This is a genomic window from Paracoccus sp. Ld10 (assembly GCF_045064235.1).
Lineage (GTDB): Bacteria > Pseudomonadota > Alphaproteobacteria > Rhodobacterales > Rhodobacteraceae > Paracoccus.
Genome location: NZ_JBISHD010000023.1, coordinates 147,675 through 167,958, shown reverse-complemented (window position 1 = coordinate 167,958; position 20,284 = coordinate 147,675). Strand labels below are relative to the sequence as shown.

Annotated in this window: 22 protein-coding genes and 1 tRNA gene; 11 read left to right on the top strand and 12 right to left on the bottom strand. The window is 68.3% G+C overall.

What is annotated here, in order from left to right; genetic code table 11:
• Nucleotides 1-14: 14 nt before the first annotated feature.
• The 7 genes from lpxK to tsaD form a co-directional block, all read right to left on the bottom strand.
• Nucleotides 15-1,016, bottom strand: coding sequence for a tetraacyldisaccharide 4'-kinase (gene lpxK / locus ACJJVR_RS06120; RefSeq protein ID WP_405403034.1), 1,002 nt, complete (start codon nt 1,014-1,016; stop codon nt 15-17).
• Nucleotides 1,013-2,206 carry a 3-deoxy-D-manno-octulosonic acid transferase gene (locus tag ACJJVR_RS06115; protein ID WP_405403033.1) on the bottom strand — a complete coding sequence of 398 codons (1,194 nt, stop codon included), beginning with the start codon at nt 2,204-2,206 and terminating at the stop codon, nt 1,013-1,015. Before ACJJVR_RS06115 ends, lpxK begins: the two co-directional genes overlap by 4 nt.
• The gene (locus ACJJVR_RS06110; RefSeq protein WP_045983303.1) at nt 2,206-2,451 is read right to left on the bottom strand and encodes a DUF4170 domain-containing protein; all 246 of its coding nucleotides are present in this window, start codon (nt 2,449-2,451) and stop codon (nt 2,206-2,208) included. The genes ACJJVR_RS06115 and ACJJVR_RS06110 overlap by 1 nt, the downstream gene beginning before the upstream one ends.
• A gap of 233 nt (nt 2,452-2,684) precedes the next feature.
• Entirely contained in the window at nt 2,685-3,104 is a 420-nt protein-coding gene (locus tag ACJJVR_RS06105) for an EVE domain-containing protein (RefSeq protein WP_405403031.1), read from the bottom strand.
• Nucleotides 3,104-3,376 carry a YciI family protein gene (locus ACJJVR_RS06100; protein ID WP_405403554.1) on the bottom strand — a complete coding sequence of 91 codons (273 nt, stop codon included), beginning with the start codon at nt 3,374-3,376 and terminating at the stop codon, nt 3,104-3,106. Before ACJJVR_RS06100 ends, ACJJVR_RS06105 begins: the two co-directional genes overlap by 1 nt.
• Nucleotides 3,376-4,314 carry an NAD(P)H-dependent glycerol-3-phosphate dehydrogenase gene (locus ACJJVR_RS06095; protein WP_405403029.1) on the bottom strand — a complete coding sequence of 313 codons (939 nt, stop codon included), beginning with the start codon at nt 4,312-4,314 and terminating at the stop codon, nt 3,376-3,378. The genes ACJJVR_RS06100 and ACJJVR_RS06095 overlap by 1 nt, the downstream gene beginning before the upstream one ends.
• The gene (tsaD, locus tag ACJJVR_RS06090) at nt 4,311-5,378 is read right to left on the bottom strand and encodes a tRNA (adenosine(37)-N6)-threonylcarbamoyltransferase complex transferase subunit TsaD (RefSeq protein ID WP_405403027.1); all 1,068 of its coding nucleotides are present in this window, start codon (nt 5,376-5,378) and stop codon (nt 4,311-4,313) included. Before tsaD ends, ACJJVR_RS06095 begins: the two co-directional genes overlap by 4 nt.
• Nucleotides 5,379-5,444: 66 nt before the next feature.
• Here tsaD and ACJJVR_RS06085 point away from each other — a divergent pair, with 66 nt between their 5' ends.
• The 4 genes from ACJJVR_RS06085 (at nt 5,445) to ACJJVR_RS06070 (ending at nt 9,477) form a co-directional block, all read left to right on the top strand.
• Nucleotides 5,445-6,107: a uroporphyrinogen-III synthase gene (locus ACJJVR_RS06085; protein ID WP_405403025.1), complete on the top strand. Its 663-nt coding sequence runs from the start codon at nt 5,445-5,447 to the stop codon at nt 6,105-6,107.
• Between the two features lie 99 nt (nt 6,108-6,206).
• Nucleotides 6,207-7,577 (top strand): hypothetical protein, encoded by a 1,371-nt coding sequence (locus tag ACJJVR_RS06080; protein WP_405403023.1) that lies wholly within the window; start codon nt 6,207-6,209, stop codon nt 7,575-7,577.
• Between the two features lie 10 nt (nt 7,578-7,587).
• A complete protein-coding gene (locus ACJJVR_RS06075; RefSeq protein ID WP_405403021.1) occupies nt 7,588-9,324 on the top strand; it encodes a heme biosynthesis HemY N-terminal domain-containing protein in 1,737 nt (578 codons plus the stop codon).
• A 77-nt stretch (nt 9,325-9,401) separates the two neighbouring features.
• Nucleotides 9,402-9,477 (top strand) — tRNA-Thr (locus tag ACJJVR_RS06070).
• 45 nt (nt 9,478-9,522) lie between these two features.
• Here the strand turns inward: ACJJVR_RS06070 and ACJJVR_RS06065 are convergent.
• Together ACJJVR_RS06065 and ACJJVR_RS06060 are read right to left on the bottom strand one after the other, a co-directional pair.
• Nucleotides 9,523-10,956 carry an alkaline phosphatase D family protein gene (locus tag ACJJVR_RS06065; protein ID WP_405403019.1) on the bottom strand — a complete coding sequence of 478 codons (1,434 nt, stop codon included), beginning with the start codon at nt 10,954-10,956 and terminating at the stop codon, nt 9,523-9,525.
• 62 nt (nt 10,957-11,018) lie between these two features.
• Nucleotides 11,019-12,080 (bottom strand): ornithine cyclodeaminase, encoded by a 1,062-nt coding sequence (locus ACJJVR_RS06060; RefSeq protein ID WP_405403017.1) that lies wholly within the window; start codon nt 12,078-12,080, stop codon nt 11,019-11,021.
• A 115-nt stretch (nt 12,081-12,195) separates the two neighbouring features.
• Here ACJJVR_RS06060 and ACJJVR_RS06055 point away from each other — a divergent pair, with 115 nt between their 5' ends.
• Complete coding sequence (locus ACJJVR_RS06055; protein WP_405403015.1) at nt 12,196-12,627, top strand: Lrp/AsnC family transcriptional regulator; 432 nt, start codon at nt 12,196-12,198, stop codon at nt 12,625-12,627.
• Here ACJJVR_RS06055 and ACJJVR_RS06050 read toward each other — a convergent pair.
• From ACJJVR_RS06050 to secG, 3 genes are all read right to left on the bottom strand, one after another.
• Entirely contained in the window at nt 12,624-13,169 is a 546-nt protein-coding gene (locus tag ACJJVR_RS06050; RefSeq protein ID WP_405403553.1) for an MrcB family domain-containing protein, read from the bottom strand. The two genes, ACJJVR_RS06055 and ACJJVR_RS06050, sit on opposite strands and share 4 nt — an antisense overlap.
• A gap of 53 nt (nt 13,170-13,222) precedes the next feature.
• Complete coding sequence (locus ACJJVR_RS06045; protein ID WP_405403013.1) at nt 13,223-14,866, bottom strand: CTP synthase; 1,644 nt, start codon at nt 14,864-14,866, stop codon at nt 13,223-13,225.
• 148 nt (nt 14,867-15,014) lie between these two features.
• A complete protein-coding gene (gene secG, locus ACJJVR_RS06040; protein ID WP_405403011.1) occupies nt 15,015-15,563 on the bottom strand; it encodes a preprotein translocase subunit SecG in 549 nt (182 codons plus the stop codon).
• 72 nt (nt 15,564-15,635) lie between these two features.
• On the opposite strand from secG, the gene ACJJVR_RS06035 reads away from it, so the two are divergent.
• From ACJJVR_RS06035 to ACJJVR_RS06010, 6 genes are all read left to right on the top strand, one after another.
• Nucleotides 15,636-17,066: a cobyric acid synthase gene (locus ACJJVR_RS06035; RefSeq protein WP_405403010.1), complete on the top strand. Its 1,431-nt coding sequence runs from the start codon at nt 15,636-15,638 to the stop codon at nt 17,064-17,066.
• A gap of 83 nt (nt 17,067-17,149) precedes the next feature.
• On the top strand, nt 17,150-18,106 hold the full coding sequence (ispH, locus tag ACJJVR_RS06030; RefSeq protein WP_405403008.1) for a 4-hydroxy-3-methylbut-2-enyl diphosphate reductase: 957 nt from the start codon (nt 17,150-17,152) through the stop codon (nt 18,104-18,106).
• A 68-nt stretch (nt 18,107-18,174) separates the two neighbouring features.
• Nucleotides 18,175-18,504, top strand: coding sequence for a DUF1330 domain-containing protein (locus ACJJVR_RS06025; protein WP_405403006.1), 330 nt, complete (start codon nt 18,175-18,177; stop codon nt 18,502-18,504).
• 63 nt (nt 18,505-18,567) lie between these two features.
• Complete coding sequence (locus ACJJVR_RS06020; protein ID WP_405403004.1) at nt 18,568-19,173, top strand: glutathione S-transferase family protein; 606 nt, start codon at nt 18,568-18,570, stop codon at nt 19,171-19,173.
• Entirely contained in the window at nt 19,166-19,618 is a 453-nt protein-coding gene (gene rnhA / locus ACJJVR_RS06015; protein WP_405403002.1) for a ribonuclease HI, read from the top strand. Before ACJJVR_RS06020 ends, rnhA begins: the two co-directional genes overlap by 8 nt.
• Complete coding sequence (locus ACJJVR_RS06010) at nt 19,615-20,271, top strand: trimeric intracellular cation channel family protein (RefSeq protein ID WP_405403001.1); 657 nt, start codon at nt 19,615-19,617, stop codon at nt 20,269-20,271. The genes rnhA and ACJJVR_RS06010 overlap by 4 nt, the downstream gene beginning before the upstream one ends.
• Nucleotides 20,272-20,284 lie beyond the last annotated feature (13 nt).

The window sequence follows — 20,284 nt, the reverse complement described above, 5'->3', positions numbered from 1 at the left end:
GGCATCGTTCGCCCTTATATCGGCATCGCAGGCGCGATTTCAAACAGCCGGTCCAGCGCGGCGGTCAGCGGCGCGTCGTCGGACAGGGCCAGCCGCACGGGCAGCGCCATCACCTTGGGGCGGAAATGACGGGGCAGGCGGGCCGCGTCCTTTTCGGTGGTGACCAGCTGGGCGCCGACCATGCGGGCCTCTGTCTCCAGCCGGGTCAGCAGGGCGGGAGTAAAGGGCTGATGGTCGTCCAGCCCCTCGGCCCGGACGATGTCCGCACCAAGGCCCGCCAGGGTGGCGAAGAATTTCTCGGGGTGACCGATGCCCGCGAATGCCAGCACACGGTGGCCGCGCCAGTCGAACCCCATCTGCAACGGTGCCAACCGCCCGCGCAGATGCACGGGCGCGCCGGGCGGTGCGGCAAAGCCCGCCTGCGCCGCGTCCGTCCCGATGGACACCAGCAGGTCGGCCCGGGCCAGCCCGGTCGTCACCGGCTCGCGCAGCGGACCGGCCGGGATGCACAGCCCATTGCCGAACCCCTTGGCCGCGTCCACCACGACGATGCCCAGGTCATGGGCCAGCGCCGGATCCTGAAACCCGTCGTCCAGAATGATCGCCTGCGCGCCGTCGGCCACCGCCGCGCGCGCGCCCGCCTTGCGGTCGCCCGCCACCCAGACCGGGCCGAAGGCGGCCATCAACAGCGGCTCGTCCCCGGTCAGGGCGGCATCGTGATGCCGTTCGTCCACGCGCAGCGGCCCGGTGGCCGACCCGCCATACCCACGGGAGACGACATGCGCCGCCACCCCGCGCGCGGCCAGCGCCATCTGCAGGTGGATCACCGTGGGCGTCTTGCCGGTGCCGCCCGCGTTCAGGTTGCCCACGCAGATCACCGGCACGCCGACCCGCGCGCGTGCGCCTTGGGCCAGACGGCGGGCGGTGGCGCGGGCATAGGCCGCCCCCAGGGGCATCAGCAGACGGGCCGTCGCCGTGGGCGGAGTGCGGAACCAAAAGGCAGGGGCGCGGGTCATGGGGCGGGACTTTCGGCAGGGTCCAGAGCGGCGATCACCCGGTCGGCGATGCGGATCGCGACATCGGCGCCGCCGGTGCTGACCATCCAGGCATTGCTGGCCAGCGTGGCGATGGTTTCGGGTTGGGTCAGTTCGGTCACGGCCTGGGCCAGATCGTCGTCGGTCCGAACCAGACGCGCGGCATGCGCACCGGCCAGCTGTTGCCATTCGGTCGCGTGGGGCCCCGCCTGCGGCCCGTGCACGATGGCCGATCCCAGGGCCGCGGGTTCGAACGGATGGCGCATGGCGCCTGCCTCTCCGGACAGGGTGCCGCCCATGAAGCTGACGGGGGCCAGCCGGTACCACAGCCCCATCTCGGTCGGGCCGTCGGTCAACAGGACCTGGATCTCGTCGCCGAAATCCTCGTCCTCGCTGCGGCGGGCGACGGTCAGGCCGCAGGATTCGATGTCGCGGGCCAGCCCGTCGATGCGCGCCGGATCATTCGGCGCGATGATCAGCAGAGCGCGGTGGGACCGGCGCAACGCGGCCTGATGCGCCGACAGGATCGCCTGTTCCTCTGCCTGGGGCAGGCTGGCAGCGAACCAGGCATGGCGCCCGTTCATCTGTTGGGCCATCGACGCGCGTTCGGTTTCCGAACAGCGCAGTGGCTCGCGGATTTCCGATACCGGGCCGGTCATCGACAGGTCGCCCGGACGCAGGCCCATGCGCCGTGCCAGATCAAGGCTGGTCGCGTCGCTGACCATGACCGCCCCGATCTGTGACAGCAGCTGGCGGCGCATGCGCGTCCGCAGGCCCCAGCCAAGGTCTGCCCCTTCCAAACGGAATTCGGCCAGAATCACCGGGATGTGGCGCGCTGAGGCGGCGGCGATCAGCGCCGGTGGCAGGTCGGTGCCCAACACCAGAATCGCGCGGGGCCGCCCCCGGTCCAGCACCTGCGACACCAGAACCGGGTCGTCGCCCGGATCATCGGACCCCTGCGCCGACAGCCGGATCAGGCGCAGGCCGGGGCGGGCGCGCGACAGGCTGGCCAGGATCTGGGGCTCGGCGCGCGACGCGCTCTCACTGGTGTGGATCACCAGCGCGGGACCCGGACCGGCGGGGATGGCGGGCAGGGCGGGACCGTCACCGCGGCGGCCGCGCAGATGCAGCCACAGCCCCAGTTGGCCCAGCCCGGACCCCGCCGTCGACATCAGTCGCCCAGTTCCTCGGTCGCGCTGACGGCGCGTTCCTCATCGCGCAGGCGATGCAGGTGGGCGATGAAATAGCGGGTATGCGCGCTGTCCACGGTCCGCTGCGCCTCTGATTTCCAGGCGGCAAAGGCGCTGTCGTAATCGGGAAAGATGCCGACCATGTGGATCTGCGAGGGGTCGCGGAACTTGGTGCTGGACGGGTCGACCAGCTCTCCTCCAAAGACAAGGTGCAGACGTTGGGACATGGTACCTCCAAGGGAATGTGCGGGGGATCGGAACGGCCCCGACCCTAGCGCGCGACCGCCCCGGATTGAAGCGTAAACGCGTAAAACTGGACGCGTTCGGCATGTGTCACCCGCCCCGCGACGTCTTTCAGGATCCCCCTGAGGGCAGAGGCCCGGAACCATGCGGGGACGGTGTTTGCCCGCGACGGGGCCGCGGCCCGGTGCCTTGGCAGGCCGGTCGCGGGCCGCAACCGTCAGCCCTGATCGCCCGATAGTTCCAGGATCACCGCCCATTCCGCGTCGCTGACCGGCTGGACCGACAGGCGCGAATTGTTGACCAGCACCATGTCGCGCAGGCGGGGTTCGGCCTTGGCCTCGTCCAGGCTGATCGCGCGGGGCAGCTTGCGCACTGCGCGGATGTCCACGCATTCCCATTTCGGGTCGGGCGCGGTGGTGTCGGGATGGGCCAGGGCGATCACCTCGACGATGCCCACGGCCTCCTTGCCGATGTTGGAATGGTAGAACAGGCCCTGTTCGCCCACCTGCATGGCGCGCATGTTGTTGCGTGCCTGATAATTGCGCACCCCGTCCCATTGTTCGCCCGCATCGCCCTTGGCGACAAGGTTGTCCCAGCCAAACACATCGGGTTCGGATTTGAACAGCCAATGCGCCATCAGCCGATGACCTTGTTCCAGGCGATCACCTCGACGGATGCGAACAGCCCCGCCGCCTTGTAGGGATCGGCCGCAGCCCAGGCCTGTGCGGCGGCCAGGTCGTCTGTGTCCAGCACGATCAGCGATCCGCACATCTGGCCGTCCTCGATCAGCGGGCCGGCCATGGCCACGATGCCGCTGTCGCGCAGGTGGGTCAGATGGGCGTCGCGGGTGTCCAGGCGGACTTGCAGCGCGCCGGGCTTGTCCCGGCAGATTACGGCGAACAGGGGCATCATTCCTCCTTCAGGGGTCGGCTCAGCAGATGGTCCATGGCCTTTTCCACCGAAACGCCGCCTTCGGCAAGCCGGGCGACCATCGCGGCGATGGGCAGGTCCAGCCCGTCGCGTGCCGCCATGCGGGCCAGCGCGCGGGCGGTGGCGGCGCCTTCGACGGTGGTGGCGCTGTCCCAGACCGACCCCGATCCGATCGCGCAGCCAAAGCGGAAATTGCGCGACCCGGCGGATGTGCAGGTCAACGTCAGGTCTCCCAGACCCGACAGCCCGGTCAGCGTTTCCGGACGCGCGCCCAGATGGATCGCCAGCCGCGTCATCTCGGCAAAGCCGCGGGTGATGATTGCGGCGCGCGCACTGTCGCCCAGACCCGCGCCGATCACCGTGCCCGCGGCAATGGCGATCACGTTCTTCAGCGCGCCGCCCAGTTCTGCGCCGGTCACGTCGGTGGTGCGGTACAGCCGCAGGACCGGCGTCGACAGTCGGTCCTGCAGCGCCTGCGCGGCCGCCCCGTCCGCACAGGCCAGCGTCAGCGCCGTGGGCAGCCCGCGCGCGATGTCGGCGGCGAATGACGGACCCGTCAGCACCGCGACCACCGCATCGGGCGCGGCCTGCGCGATCAGTGCCGAGGGTCCGGTCAGATGCTGCAGGTCGATGCCCTTGGCGGTGCTGACCAATGCCTTGCCCGCCAGACGTGCGCCGTGATCGGCCAGAAACCCGCCCAGGGCCTGCGCGGGCAGCGCCAGCAGGATCGTGTCACAGGCCAGTGCGGCCTCCAGATCCTGCGTCACGGTTACCGCATCGTGAATGGCAACGCCGGGCAGGCGCGGGTTTTCGCCGCGCCAGTCGATGTGACGGCCCCACAGGGTCACTGGCCCGTTGGCGGTCAGCGCCACCGCCAGGGCGGTGCCGAATGCGCCCGCGCCCAGAATGCCGATCATGCCTTGGCCCCCCGCTTGCCGCTGCCCAGCATCGGCGCAGCGCCCTGATCCAACGGCCAGCGCGGGCGCGCCGACAGCGTCATGTCATCGCGATGGCCCATGCGGAACCGTTCGATCCCGGCCCACGCGATCATCGCGCCGTTGTCGGTGCACAGACGCAGGGGCGGTGCCAGGAACCGTGCGCCCGCCCGCGCCGCAACCTGTTCCAGCGCCGCGCGGATCGGGCCGTTGGCGGCCACGCCCCCCGCCACTGCCAGCACCGGCACCGGCGACAGCGCCAGCGCGCGGCGTGATTTCTCTGCCAATACGTCGGCCACGGCCGCCTGAAACGCCGCGCACAGGTCGCGCCGGTCCGCGGCGCGCAGGCCGCCCTGATCCGCGATCAGCGTGTCGCGCGCGCGCAGCACCGCGGTCTTGAGCCCCGAAAAGCTCATGTCACAGCCGGGGCGGTCCAGCAGCGGGCGTGGCAGCGGAATGCGATGGGCATCGCCGTCCGCCGCCTGCAATTCGACATGCGGGCCGCCGGGCTGGGGCAGGGCCAGCAGCTTGGCGACCTTGTCGAAGGCCTCTCCGGGCGCGTCATCAATGGTGCCGCCAAGGCGGGTAAAGGCGTCTGGCCCGTCCACGCGCAGGAACTGGCAATGCCCGCCTGACACCAGCAGCATCAGATAGGGATAGTCGATCCCGTCGGTCAGCCGCGGCGTCAGCGCGTGCCCCGCCAGGTGGTTCACCCCCACCAGCGGCAGGCCGGTGCCCGCGGCGATACCCTTGGCGCACATGACGCCCGCCATGACGCCGCCGATCAGCCCCGGCCCGGCGGTGACCGCGATGCCCGTCAGCGCATCAAGGCCCAGACCCGCCTCGCGCAGCGCCTGTTCGACGACCAGATCCAGCCGCTCGGCATGGGCGCGGGCGGCGATTTCCGGCACGACGCCGCCGAAATCTGCATGCAGGTCGGCCTGCGCGCTGACCACGCTGGACAGGATGCGCCGGTCGCCGGTGACCACGGCGGCGGCGGTGTCGTCGCAGCTGCTCTCGATGCCCAGAAAGATCGTCTCGGTCATGGCTCTTGCCCGGATGAGGGGGGACGCGTACCCAAAGGGGCGTAACACCCGCCCGACAGGATGCCAATGCCGCCCGCACCCCGCCCGATCCTGCTGATGACCCGCCCGGGCGACGATTCGGAACGCACCGCCGCGCGGATCGGGGCGGATGTGATCGTCGCGCCGATCCTGCGGATCGTGCCGGTGGACCATGACGGCGCGGCGCTGGCGCGCGCGCCGGGGCTGGTTTTCACATCTGCCCATGCGGTGGCGGCGGCGGGGCCGGGGCAGGGGCGTCCCGCCATCTGCGTCGGCGGCCGTACCGCCCAGGTGGCGCGCGACGCTGGATTCGCAGTGACGCAGGGGGCGGGCACGGCCGACAGCCTGTCGCCCCTGATCGCGTCCAGCCCGGTGCCGCTGGTCCATCCGCACGGGCGGCACCTGGCGCAGCGGCTGGCCGTGCCGGGGGTCGTGGTCTATGACCAGCGCCCCCAGCCCCTGACGGCGCGCGCGCGTGCGGCGCTGATGGGTGCGCGGCCGGTCGTGGTGCCGGTCTATTCGCCGCGATCCGCCCGACTGCTGGCGGGCATGGCGGCAGGCGCGCGTGCGCCCTTGTGGCTGGTGGCGATCAGCGATGCTGCGGCAGAGGCGTGGACCGCGCCCGCCGCGCGCCGGGCGGTCGCGGACCAGCCCTCGGGGCGGGCGATGGATGCGGCAATCCGCGCGATGCTTGCGGCGGAACAAAGCTGAGATGGGCGGGTTGAGCGTTCAGCCCGTGATGATTAGGCTGCCATCGGCGCATGTGTCGCGCGACGGGCACACACAAGGGCACAAGACGGGGACAGGGACGTGAAGACACCGAAAGACAGCACCAGCGGGGACAAATCCACCGCCAGCAAAACCGGACCCGAGATTCGCAAGATCCCCGCGCATGTGGGTGTGGTCGACCACACCGCTGTCGGTGCAGGCAAACCCGCGCAGGCAGGGCAGCCCGGAGAGGTTCGTCCTGCATCATCAGTCCTTGTCGGTGATGGCAGCGATCCCATGCCTGCGGCGGACAAAAAGCCCAAACCCGGCGACCGTGCCAAGGCGGCGCCAAACGAAAGCCCCTTTGGCCAGAAGCCCGATCAGACCGTGACCGAAAGCGCGACGCCGCGACCGGCACCCGCAAAGGCCGCAGCACCCGTGCGCAAGACGGGATTCTGGCCCGTCGTCCTTGGCGGCGTGGTTGCAGCGGGGCTGGGCGCTGGCGCGACGATCTATGCGCTGCCGCATCTGCCCGCAGGGTGGTTGCCCGCCGGGCCGGTGGCGCAGCAAGGCGACGATCAGGCGATGATCGACGCCGCATCACAGGCCGGACGCGAGGCCGCCGAACAGGCGATTGCGGACGCCCCTGCCGCTGTCGGGATGCCTGACGATCTGGTGCCCCGGATAGAGGCGCTTGAGGACCGCATCGCCTCTTTTGAACAGCCCGCGGATGCCGAAACAGATGTCCCGCAGGCTGATGCCCCTGCCGAACCCCCCGTCATTGGCGCAGATGAGATCACGGCGCTGCGCGATCGCCTGAACGAGCAGCAGGCCCGGCTGGACGAACTGGCAGCCCGCCCGACATTTGACCCAGAAGCTGCGATCGCCCTGCAGCAGCAGATCGAGACGACCGCTGCCGAGGCAAGGTCCAGCCTGGACGAAGCCCGCGCCCAAGCCGAAGAGTTGCAGACCGCCGCATCCGAAGGCACCCGCCGCGCCGAGGCGGTGGCTGCCATTGCCGCGCTGCAGACCGCGCTGGATGCCGGTGTGACGCCTGATCAGGCACGCGAGGCTTTGGAGGGCGCGGGTCTGGAGACTCCTGCGGCCCTGCAGGCCGAGGTTCCCAGCCTGTCCCAGTTGCAGACCGATTTCCCCGAGGCCGCCCGTGCGGCGCTTCGTGCCAGCCTGCGCGATACCAGCGCCAGCGGCGAGGGGAACCTGGTGACCAATTTTCTGCGTGCCCAGACCGGCGCCCGGTCGGTGGAACCGCGCGATGGCGACGACCCCGATGCGGTCCTGTCGCGCGCCGATGCCGATGTTCAGGCGGGTCGGATCGACGACGCGCTGACGCAGATGCAGACCCTGCCGGAACCCGCCACGGCAGCTCCCGCCATGGCCGACTGGCTGTCCCGCGCAACCGTCTATTCCCAGGCACGGGCGGCATTGTCCGACCTGTCCTCGGGCACGAACTGAGGGCCGCCCGATGCTGTTGTCTCTGCTGAAAATCCTGTTCTTTTTCGCCGTCGTGCTGGCTCTGGCCCTGGGGGCGGTTCAGCTGTCCGAAACCGGGCAGGTGCTGCGTGTGGAATATGGCGGCATGGAATATGCCCTGTCGCCGCTCAAGGCGCTGATGGCGTTGTTCGTGCTGATGATCGCGGCCTGGCTGATCTTCAAGCTGTTGGGTCTTGCGCTGGCCGTTCTGCGGTTTCTGGTCGGCGACGAGACCGCCATCAATCGCCACTTTGCGCGCTCGCGCGAGCGCAAGGGGTATGCCGCCTTTGGCGAGGGCATGCTGGCCGTCGCGTCCGGAGAGGGCAAGCTTGCGCAGGACAAAGCCGCAAAGGCCGCGAAATATCTTAATCAGCCGCACCTGACCAACCTGCTGGCCGCACAAGCGGCAGAGACGTCGGGCGACACAGGCCGTGCCATTGGCATATACCGGACGCTGCTGGACGATGACCGTACCCGGTTCGTCGGCATCCGCGGCCTGATGCGGCAGAAGTTGGCCGAGGGCGACACCGGCAAGGCGTTGTTGTTGGCGCAAAAGGCCTATGCCCTCAAGCCGCGTCACAAGGAGGTTCAGGACACGTTGCTGGATCTGCAAACGCGCGAACGTGATTGGAAGGGCGCCCGTCAGACGCTCAAGGACAAGCGGACGCAGGGCGACCTGCCCAAGGACGTCGCGCTGCGCCGCGACGCCGTTCTGGCCCTGCAGGAGGCCAGCGACGTTCTGGCCCACGGCAGCTCTATCAGCGCGCGCGAGGCGGCGATATCGGCTGCCAAGGCGTCGCCTGACCTGGTCCCTGCTGCGGTGCTGGCTGCGCGCAGTTATGTCGCGCAAAAGGATTACCGGAACGCCTCGCGCATTCTGGAGAAAACCTGGTCGGTGCGCCCGCACCCCGACATCGCCGCGGCCTATGCCGAGATCGTTCCGGACGAAACGCCGGCGGCGCGTCTGCGCCGGTTCGATGCGCTGATCAAGAAGAACGTCGATCACGAGGAAACCCGCCTGCTCAAGGCCGAACTGCTGCTGGCTGCCGAGGACTTTCCAAATGCGCGCCGCGCCTTGGGCGATCTGGCGGAAAAGCATCCGACGGTGCGGACGCTGTCCATCATGGCTGCCGTCGAACGCGGCGAGGGCGCAGATGACAGCGTCGTGCGCGGTTGGTTGACGCGTGCTCTGTCGGCATCGCGGGGGCCGCAGTGGTGTTGCGACAAATGTCACAACGTCATGCAAGCCTGGTCGCCGGTCTGCGACAGTTGCGGTGGTTTCGACACTCTGACGTGGAGAGAGCCGGAAACCCGGCATAGGACCACATCCGCCACTGGCGCCGAAATGCTGCCGTTGCTGGTCGGTGCGCCAAAGCCCGCTGACGACGTCCCCGACCTGAGCGAGCCGGTCCAGCCCCATCCGCCCGGACCTGCAGAGCCCGAGGGCAACCCCACCCTGCGCAGGATCGAACAGCCCACAGTGACCCCCGGAATGGTCCCACGGGAAAGCGATTATCGCGTTGTGGATGCGCCGTCCTCGACGGTGACCACGCCCGAGCCGGCTGTGGTTCAGGGCCCCGACATGCCGCCCCAGGACCCCACGGCCCAGCCCGTGTCCGAACCAGAGCAGCCACAGCCGACAGCCACGGTGGCAGAGCCGATCATGGTACGGCCCGATGTCGAACCAACGGATGATGCCGGTTGGACAAAGCCCGGTACGGGGCGATAAGCGGATGATCCGCATTTTTCGCAGCTGACCCCTTTTCGTCATGGCGCGAAGGTGCTATCCGCGCGCCATGACCAGACGCCGCAGTAGCTCAGCTGGTAGAGCACATCATTCGTAATGATGGGGTCGGGGGTTCGAGTCCCTTCTGCGGCACCATGGTCCTATACACAAAGGCCGCCCCCCGGGGCGGCCTTTGTCGTTCTACAGGGGCAATGGCGGGGTGCGTCCGCTGTCCTCCAGGTCCCAGACAGCCTGCCACGCACCCCTGCGCCGTTCCAGCACCAGAAAATTGCGCTGCGCGACATAGCGGTGTCGCTGGCCGGGCAAAGGCCGGATGCGGATCGGGTGTTCCGGTAACGGATCCTCTCCTAGCCAGGCCAGCGCGCCGAGGAACCTGGCCCACCCCTTTGGCGGTGCACGATGCGCGATGCCCGATGCGACCAGCTGATGCAGGTGCAGGCCGCCGCCCAGGTCCATTTCGGCACGCGTGGCCAGATGGATTTCGCCCGACAGGGCGGTCAGATCATGTCCGTCGCGGCGCGCCATGTCGCGTACCAGTCGCAGGATGCGGCGCCATTCCTCACGATGGGTGCGGCTTTGCCACTGGTCGCGCAGGTCATCCTCGTATTTCTGCATGCGCGGAATGGCCACCATCAGCGATTCGAGAATCGACATGCGTGGCCCCAGCAAAGGCACGCTGGACATCAGCATGGTGTGACCCTGCGCGTGGCGGCGGCCTTCGGCATCCATCATGGTCCAGCCGCCCGGCCCGATGATGTCATGGCGGGTCCGTTCGGACCGCATGTCGGGGGCCAGGATCCGCAGGCCGGGGACGGTGATGACCCAGCCCAGGTGCATGCCCTGCGGATCGGCAAATCGCGCGGGCAGGTCGCCCGCCACGGTGCCATGCTGGAACAGCAGAAAGCTGTCGCGGGCCGTGGCGAACAGTGCCTGCCCCACCGCCGATTCCGTGCGCGATCGGGGCAGTGACCCCCAGCCGTCGCAGATGTCGTGGTCGTCCCATTGCATCAGCGACGGCACCCGCGCCGCCAGCCAGGCCAGTTCAGGCGCGCCGTACAGCGCCGCATAGCGGTCAAAGAACCGCTGGCGCAGATGCGCGCGCAGGCTCTCCAGAGCGTCGGGGCGAGGGTTGTCTGGAACGCGGTCGGGCCAATCGTCGCTGAGGGGATGGCCCCGCGTCACTTCGTCCGCATAAACCTGATCGCCGCCATGCAGCATCACCGCAAACGGGGCACGGCGGTGGTCGTCGCGCAGGCGCGCCCACATGGCGTTGCGTTCGGACCCCTCACGGTCCATGTCACCAACCTCTTCGCCGTTGCACGACACATAGGCCAGCCGCAGATCCCCTGTCAGGTCGCCCGCGACCTGGTATTGCTGGCCGTTCCACGCATAGTGCGAAGCCCTGTCCGCAGGCAGCGCAAACCGCGCCCGCCAGACGGTCGCCCCGTCGAACAGGGCCAGTGCCACGGGGACCACCGTGCCTGTTGGCGCAATGATCGGGGGCGGCTGTTGACCGCCCGGCATGATGAACAGCGCCGACAGTGACATCTGCCCCATGGCGACATCGTCAAGCAGCAGGATCGGGCCGATGGGATGGGTGATGTGGATGGACATTCCGATCTGCTAAGGCCGAACCTTGGCCCTTGCAATTCGCGATCGTGCCGCAGGCGTTCACATCAGGCGGCGTCCTGACGGGGTGCGGCGCGACACAGCATGCCGAACAGGTCGCGCGGATCGTCTGGGTCGGCGATCATGTCCAGGTTCCGGAACAGCCCGGTGCCCTGCAGACGCTTGTGGATGTGGCGCAGGGCGCTGAAATCCTCGATGGCGAACCCGACGCTGTCGAACAGCGTGACCTGGTCGGCGCTTGTCCGGCCGGGGGCATTGCCTGCGATGACCTGCCACAGTTCGGTCACCGGGTGGTCGGGGTCCAGTTGCTGGATCTCTCCCTCGACGCGGGTCTGGGGTGGGTATTCCACAAAAATGCCCGCCCGCATCAGGATGTCGCGGTGCAGTTCGGTCTTGCCCGGGCCGTCGCCGCCGACCGCGTTCAGGTGCACGCCCGCGCCCACCATATTGTCCGACAGGATGGTGGCGTACTGCTTGTCCGCGGTACAGGTCGTCACGATTTGCGCGCCCAGTATTGCCTCTTCGGCGCTGGCACAGCTGACCACGTGCAGGCCGCGCCCGGTCAGGTTCGCCACGCATTTCGCAGTGGCGGCAGGGTCGATGTCGTACAGCCGCACCTCGGTGATGCCGCAGATCGCCTTGAAGGCCAAGGCCTGGAATTCTGCCTGGGCGCCGTTGCCGATCATCGCCATGACGCGCGAACCGCGTGGGGCCAGCCATCGCGCGGCCATGGCGCTGGTTGCCGCCGTGCGCAGCGCGGTCAGGATGGTCATTTCGGACAGCAGCAGCGGATATCCGGTAGCGACGCCGGCCAGCACGCCAAAGGCCGTGACCGTCTGCAGGCCCTGACGCATGTTGCCGGGATGTCCGTTCACGTATTTGAACCCGTAATGCTGCCCGTCGGATGTCGGCATCAGTTCGATCACGCCGATGTCGGAATGGCTGGCAACGCGCGGGGTCTTGTCGAAATCAGGCCAGCGGCGGAAATCGGCCTCGATCGCGTCGGCCAATTCGATCAGCAGCGGTTCCAGGCCGATGTGATGGACCAGCTGCATCATGTGATCGACGCTGACAAAAGGAACAAGCGCCTGGCGCGAGGGCGGGGTCATCGGTCTTCTCCTGAAGGGTTGCCTCCATGATGCTGCGCGATATGGGACGGTTGCAACTGGACAGGCGGCGCGAATGGACGGATCATTGCCCAAATTGGCGGGCAAGGGTGCCACAATGGACGATCTGGATCAGGCGCTGATCGCACAGCTGCGCCGCGACGGGCGGGCATCGGTGCTGCATCTGGCGGACAGGCTGGGCGTCAGCCGCGCCACGGTCCGCCTGCGTCTGGCACGCCTATTGGAGCGACAGGAGATCCTGGGCTTTACCGCCATCACCCGCGCAGACGCGCAGGACGCGCCGGTGCGCGGCCTGATGATGATCGGGATCGAAGGGCGGGGCACCGACCGCATCATGGCCCGCCTGACCGCGATGGCGCAGGTGACTGCGGTGCATTCGACGAACGGGCGGTGGGATGTGATCGTTGATCTGGCGGCGGGTTCGCTGTCGGAACTGGACGATGTGCTGCGCCGCATCCGTGACCTGGACGGCGTCATGACATCCGAGACGAACCTGATCCTGTCCACCCGTCGCGCCGGCACCCGCTAGGGGCCGACCAATCCGCGATACAGGTCCAGCATTCGAGACAGTGCCGCATCGAACCCGTCCGCATCGGGGGCGCCCGCATCCCAGATGCGCGACAGCACGCACCCCGCCTGATAACCCTGCGGCAAGGCAGCATCCGACCCCAAGGTGATGGGCCCCGTGTCAAAGCCATGTCCCGGCAGGCCGTCCCGCGTGGCCGCCGCCCTGTCGCGCAGATGGCGCAGACCCGCATCATGGCCCCATTCGCGCAGCGCATCCGCTGCGCCATGCTGCAGCGACAGGACGATGCGTTCGTCGGGCGCGTTCACGAAACAGGCGACATAGACGCCGTGGCGCATGCTGCGCGTCACATGCGGTGCGAACCACGCGACCCAAGGCACCGCCGCCCAGCCCGGCGCACCGGTGCTGGCCCGCACCAGCAGGCGTTCGGGTCGCCCTGCCACCGCAGCGCGGGCCAGCGCCGCAACGTCACGGCGAAAAAACCCCGCCAACGGATGCCCGGCCACCGGTTCGACCCGCGCAAACGTATACCGCCGCGCCGTCAGGGACAGCGCGGCGGCAAGCCGGTCGGGAACATCCGGGGTGGGCAGGGGGGCGGTCAGACCAGCCGCCCTTCCTCCATCGCCGCGCGGACAAAACCTGCGAACAGCGGTGCGGGTTCAAAGGGTTTGGACTTCAGCTCAGGGTGCGCCTGCACGCCGATGAACCACGGGTGGTCGGCGTATTCGACGACCTCGGGCAGCTTGCCGTCGGGCGACATGCCCGAAAAGCGCAGGCCCGCCTGCTCCAGCTGCGCCCGATAGGTCGCGTCGACCTCATAGCGGTGGCGGTGGCGGTCCTCGATCTGGGTCGCGCCGCCATAGATGCCGGAAATCCGCGATCCTTCGTCAAGCACGGCGGTATAGGAGCCCAGGCGCATCGTGCCGCCCTTGTCGTCACCGACCTTGCGGCTGACGGTATAGTTGCCCTGCACCCATTCCTTGAGGTGATACACGACCGGGGTGAACCGGGTCTGACCAGCCTCATGGTCGAATTCCTCGGATCCGGCGTTGGGCATGTCGGCCAGGTTGCGGGCAGCCTCGATCACGGCCATCTGCATGCCAAGGCAAATACCCAGATAGGGCACCTTTTTCTCACGCGCATAGCGTGCAGCGGCGACCATGCCCTCGGTCCCGCGTTCGCCAAAGCCGCCGGGCACGATGATGCCATGATACCCGTCCAGCAGATGCGCGCCTTCGCCTTCCAGCTTTTCGCTGTCGACCCAGTCTGCCTTGACGCGGACGCGGTTGGCCATGCCGCCATGTGTCAGTGCCTCGGAGATGGATTTGTAGGCGTCTTCCAGCTGGGTGTATTTGCCGACGATGGCGATGTTCACCTGACCTTCGGCATGTTCCAGACGGTCCATCACGTCTTCCCACCGCGACAGGTCGGGGCGGGGCGCGGGGCTGATCTGGAAGGCGTCCAGAACGGCCCGGTCCAATCCCGCACGGTGATAGGCCAGCGGTGCCTGATAGATCGTTTTCAGGTCATAGGCCGGGATCACGCTGTCAGGGCGCACGTTGCAGAACAACGCGATTTTGGCGCGTTCTTTTTCGGGGATCGGATGTTCCGAGCGGCAGACCAGCACGTCCGGGGCAAGGCCGATGGATTGCAGTTCCTTGACGCTGTGCTGGGTCGGCTTGGTCTTCAACTCACGGCTGGCGGCCAGATAGGGCAGCAGCGTCAGGTGCATCAGGATGCATTCGCCGCGCGGACGCTCGTGGATGAACTGACGGATGGCTTCGAAGAAGGGCAGGCCTTCGATGTCGCCGACAGTGCCGCCGATCTCGCACAGCATGAAGTCGACCTCGTCGTCGCCGATCGACAGGAAGTCCTTGATCTCGTTGGTGACGTGCGGAATCACCTGAATGGTCTTGCCCAGGTATTCGCCGCGACGTTCCTTTTCCAGGACGTTGGAATAGACCCGCCCGCTGCTGATGCTGTCGGTGCGGCGGGCGGCCACCCCGGTAAAGCGTTCGTAATGGCCCAGGTCCAGGTCGGTCTCGGCGCCGTCATCGGTGACAAAGACCTCGCCATGTTCGAACGGGCTCATCGTGCCGGGATCGACGTTCAGGTATGGGTCCAGCTTGCGCAGGCGGACCGTGAACCCCCGCGCCTGCAGCAGCGCCCCCAACGCCGCCGAGGCCAGTCCCTTGCCAAGCGAGGATACGACGCCGCCGGTGATGAAGATGTATCGCGCCATGAGGCCCCCATGATGTGCAGTTCGGTCTGAGCGGGCCGTCAGAATGACGACGATCACGGGGCCCACGAAATAACCGATTCGGCCCGTGGCCGCAACGGACCGCAAGTGAATGGGGGCGACTGTCGCCCCCTTGCAGTGGTGTCTGTTGTCAGTTCGCCGGTGCGGGCGCGGTCTCAGGCGCGGTTTCCGGCGTGGCGGTGGGTGCGGTTTCCACAGGTGCCTCGGCCTCGGGCGGCGTCAGCGTATCGGCCGGGGTTTCAGCCGCCGGGGCCGGGGGCACCGGGACGTCCGCCGCAGGTGCCGGGGTCGCCGTGGCGTCGGCGCCCGCATCGGGGCTGGGCGGGGTCAGCGGGTTGCCTGCCGTCGACGGCGGCGGGGTATAGGCCGGAAGACCCGGAAGACCGGTTGCCGGAGCCTCGGCCGGGGTCTGACCGCCGAACTGATCCATGATAGAGCTGTTGTTGGCCTGACGCGCCGCCAGAATCGTCAGCGCGATCGAGGTCGCAAAGATCGCCACGCCCAGGATCCACGTCATCCGGGTCAGCACGTTGGCCGCCTGGCGGCCCGACATGACGCCGCCGCCGGCACCACCACCGCCGCCCATGCCCAGCCCGCCCCCTTCGGAACGCTGCAGCAGGACGACCCCGGCCAGCATCACTGCCAGGATCAGATGGACGGTCAGAATGACGTTTTCCACGGCTTTCGGCCTTTCATTTGCGGACGCGCCTATCTAGTCACCTGTCAGGGTGATGGCAAGCAAGAGTGTCCGATGGTTGCGGTGATGATCCAGGGCACTGGCTCCAATGTCGGCAAGTCGATGTTGGTGGCGGGCCTGTGCCGTGCCGCGACGCGGCGTGGCCTGTCGGTCGCGCCCTTCAAGCCGCAGAACATGTCCAACAACGCCGCCGTCACCGCCGACGGCGGAGAGATCGGCCGCGCCCAGGCCCTGCAGGCCCGCGCCTGTGGTCTGGACCCGCATACCGACATGAACCCCGTCCTGCTGAAGCCGGAAACCGATCGCGGCGCGCAGGTGATCCTGCAGGGCCGCGCCATCGGTCGGGCCGAGGCGCGCGATTATCAGGGCCTCAAGCCCCGCCTGCTGGGCGGCGTGCTGGAGAGCTTCGCCCGCCTGTCGGCCGCCCATGACCTGATCATCGTCGAGGGTGCGGGCAGCCCGGCCGAGGTCAACCTGCGCCCCCGCGACATCGCAAACATGGGCTTTGCCCGCGCTGCCGGCGTCCCCGTCGTGCTGGCGGGCGACATCGACCGCGGCGGGGTGATCGCCCAGATCGTCGGCACCCAGGCGGTGATCGACGCGGATGACGCCGCGATGGTCCGCGGGTTCCTGATCAACAAATTCCGCGGCGACCCACGCCTGTTCGACGACGGATACCGGATGATCGAGGCGCGCACCGGCTGGCGCGGCTTTGGCGTCGTGCCGTGGTTCGCGGATGCGCACCGCCTGCCGGCGGAGGACGCGGTCGATCTGCGCGCCAGCCGCGGGGCGGGGCTGCATGTCGTCTGCCTGACGTTGTCGCGCATTGCCAACTTTGACGATCTGGACCCGCTGGCGGCGGAACCCGGCGTGCGCCTGACCATGCTGGCGCCGGGGCAGGCGATCCCCGGCGACGCGGGATTGGTGATCGTGCCGGGCACGAAATCGACCCTGGGCGATCTGGCCTTTCTGCGGGCGCAGGGCTGGGACATCGATCTGGCCGCGCATCACCGGCGCGGCGGGCATGTGCTGGGCATCTGCGGTGGCTATCAGATGCTGGGCCGGGTGATCGACGATCCGTCGGGCGCGGACGGTGTGGCGGGGCAGGTGGCCGGGCTGGGCCTTTTGGACGTGACCACCGTCATGGCCCCCGACAAACGCCTTACCCGCGTGACCGGCATCGCCCTGGGCCGGTCCGTATCAGGATACGAGATCCACATGGGCCGCACCACCGGTCCCGATTGCGCGCGCCCCTTTGCCCATGTCCCCGACCCCGACGGCGCCATCAGCCCGGATGGCCGCGTGACGGGCAGCTATCTGCACGGGCTGTTTTCCGACGATGCGTTCCGGGCCGCGTTCCTGGCCCGGTTGGGCGCGGCCTCGCAGCCGGGGTTCGAGGCGGGCGTGGACGCCGCGCTGGACGATCTGGCCGATCATCTGGAGGCGCATCTGGACGTGGCAGCCCTGTTGGCAGTCGCGCGCTGATCGTCGTTGCGTTCGGCGTGCTGTCCGACAGATGTGACCGCGTGGCGCTGGACGAAACCGGGTCGGCACGCTACCTGAGGGGTATGGAACAGATCAAAGCCCCCCTGACCCTGTATCTGGCCGCCCCGCGCGGTTTCTGCGCAGGCGTCGACCGCGCCATCAAGATCGTGGAACTCGCGTTGGAGAAATGGGGGGCGCCCGTTTTTGTCCGCCACGAGATCGTGCACAACAAGTACGTCGTGGACACCCTGCGCGACAAGGGCGCCGTCTTTGTCGAGGAACTGGACGAATGCCCGGCCGACCGTCCGGTGATCTTTTCCGCGCATGGCGTCCCCAAGGCCGTCCCGGCCGAGGCGCAGCGCCGCGAGATGGTCTATGTCGACGCGACCTGCCCGCTGGTCAGCAAGGTCCATATCGAGGCCGAACGCCATCACGCCGCGGGCCTGCAGATGGTCATGATCGGCCATCGGGGCCACCCCGAGGTGCTGGGCACGATGGGCCAGCTGCCAGAGGGAGAGGTGATCCTGGTCGAGGACGTGGCCGACGTTGCCACGATCGCCGTGCGCGACCCCGCGCGGCTGGCCTTCATCACCCAGACGACCCTGTCGGTCGACGATACCGCCGCCGTGGTCGCCGCCCTGCACGACCGGTTCCCCGCGATCATTGGCCCGGCCAAGGAAGACATCTGTTATGCCACCACCAACCGCCAGGCGGCGGTCAAGGCGGTGGCGCCGCATGTCGATGCGCTGCTGGTGATCGGGGCCGAGAACTCCAGCAACTCCAAGCGGCTGGTCGAGGTCGGTCGCGCGGCCGGATGCGGCTATGCCCAGCTGGTGATGCGGGCTGCGGAAATCGACTGGCGTGCGCTGGACGGCATTCGCAGCATCGGCGTGACCGCCGGCGCCAGCGCCCCCGAGGTGCTGATCAACGAGGTCGTCGACGCGTTCCACGCCCGCTATGACGTGACCATCGAGATCGTCGAGACCGCGGTCGAGCGGGTCGAGTTCAAGGTTCCCCGCGTCCTGCGCGAAACGGCCTGATCCAACCAGTCTCTTGCCGGATCGCCCGCCCTGGTCCTATCCTTTGGCCACAGGTTGGAGGACCCCACATGACTGTTTATCTGATTGCCGAAGTCACCGTCACCGACGACGCCTGGATCGCCCCCTATGCGGCGGCGGTCCACGACATTGCCGCCCGCCATCAGGGTCGATATCTGTCCCGGTCCGGCCAGATCGAGACGCTGGAGGGCGAGGCCCGCGACGTCACCCTGATCGCCCTGATCGAGTTTCCGACCCGCGATGATGCGATGGGGTTCGTGAACGATCCCGACTATGCGCCCCATGCCACGGCCCGCAAGGGCGGTTCGGTCAGTCATTTCCGGCTGATCGACGACAGCGATGTGGCTGGCAGCATCCCCTATCTGCCCGCGCCTGCCTGAGGCCCGCTGGCCTGCCGCGCGGATCGCGGCTATAGCGGCGCGGACATGGCAGAAAGGCACAGCATGCGGCTCTATTCGATGCCCTCATCGGGCAACAGCTACAAGGTCAGGTTGCTGGCGGCGCTGACCGGCCAGTCGGTGGACCGCGTCGATTGCGAATACGGATCGGCCGCCCTGCAGCAGGCCAAGGATCTGGGCGCGTTGCCCTTTGGCAAGCTGCCGGCGCTGCGGCTGGATGACGGGACAACGCTGGCGGAATCGAACGCGATCCTGTGCTATCTGGGCGAGGGCACGGCCTATTGGCCCGCCAACCGGACACTGCGCGCGCAGATGCTGGCTTGGATGTTCTGGGAACAGTACAACCACGAACCGGTCATCGCGGTGCGCCAGGCGCTGGTCAGCTATCCCCATCGCGCGGCGGATGCGACACCCGACCGGCTGGCCGACCTGCTGGATCGTGGCCATGCATTGCTGTCCGTGATGGAGGATCACCTGGCAACGCAGGCATGGCTGGTAGGCGATGCGGCCAGCCTGGCCGACATCTGCCTCTATGCCTATACCCACAGCGCGGGTGCGCGCGGCGGGTTCGACATGGACCGCTTTCCGGCGCTGCGCGGGTGGCTGGCGCGCATGGCGGCCCTGCCGGGGCATGTGACCATCGATGGCTAAGCTGTTCGCCTGGACCGACGGCGCCTGCAGCGGCAATCCCGGCCCGGGGGGATGGGGCGTGTTGATGCGCGCGCTGGACGGCGACAGCGTCGTCAAGGAACGCGAGTTGCAGGGCGGAGAGGCCGCCACCACCAACAACCGGATGGAACTGATGGCCGCCATCAGCGCGCTGGAGACGCTGACCCGGCCCAGTACCATCGTGATCGTGACCGACAGCAATTACGTCAAGAACGGCGTGACCCAGTGGATTCACGGCTGGAAGCGTAACGGCTGGAAGACCGCCGACCGCAAGCCGGTCAAGAATGTCGAACTGTGGCAGCGGCTTGATGAGGCGCAGGCCAAGCACAGCGTCGAATGGCGCTGGATCAAGGGTCATGCCGGCCATGCCGAAAACGAACGCGCGGACGAACTGGCCCGCGCGGGCATGGCGCCGTTCAAGCCGTGACGGGACAGGTAATCGCGGGCCTGCCCACGCTGGTCTGGGTGCTGGACTATGCCTCGGTGCTGGTCTTTGCGCTGACCGGGGCGCTGGTGGCCAGCCGGGCACAGCTGGACCCGGTGGGGTTCGTCTTCATGGCCGCGATGACGGCGGTGGGCGGCGGCACGCTGCGCGACCTGATCCTGGGTCGGGACGTCGTGTTCTGGGTCGCCCGGCCATCGCTGGTCGTGGTGGCGGCGGTGGCGGCGATGGTCGTGTTCTGGACCGCGCACCGGTTCGAAAGCCGTTATCGCCTGCTGCTGTGGCTGGACGCCTTTGCCCTGTCGGTGGCGGTCCCCGCAGGCGTCGCCGTGGCGCTGGCGGGCGGGTTCAGCCCGGTCATCGTGGTGATCATGGGCGTGGTCACCGGCACCTTCGGCGGGCTGATGCGCGACGTGGTCGGCAACGAGGTGCCGCTGGTCCTGAAACAGGGCGAACTGTACCTGACGGCGGCGTTTGGCGGGGCGTTGGCGGCAGTGCTGCTGGTCGGGATCGGACTGGGGCGGGTCGAGGCGCTGATCGCCTGCGGCGTGGTCACGTTCGTTCTGCGCGCGGGTAGTATGGTGCGGGGATGGAAGCTGCCTGTCTATCGCCCCCGCCCGCCGCGCACGCGCGGCTAGGGCAGGACGGGCG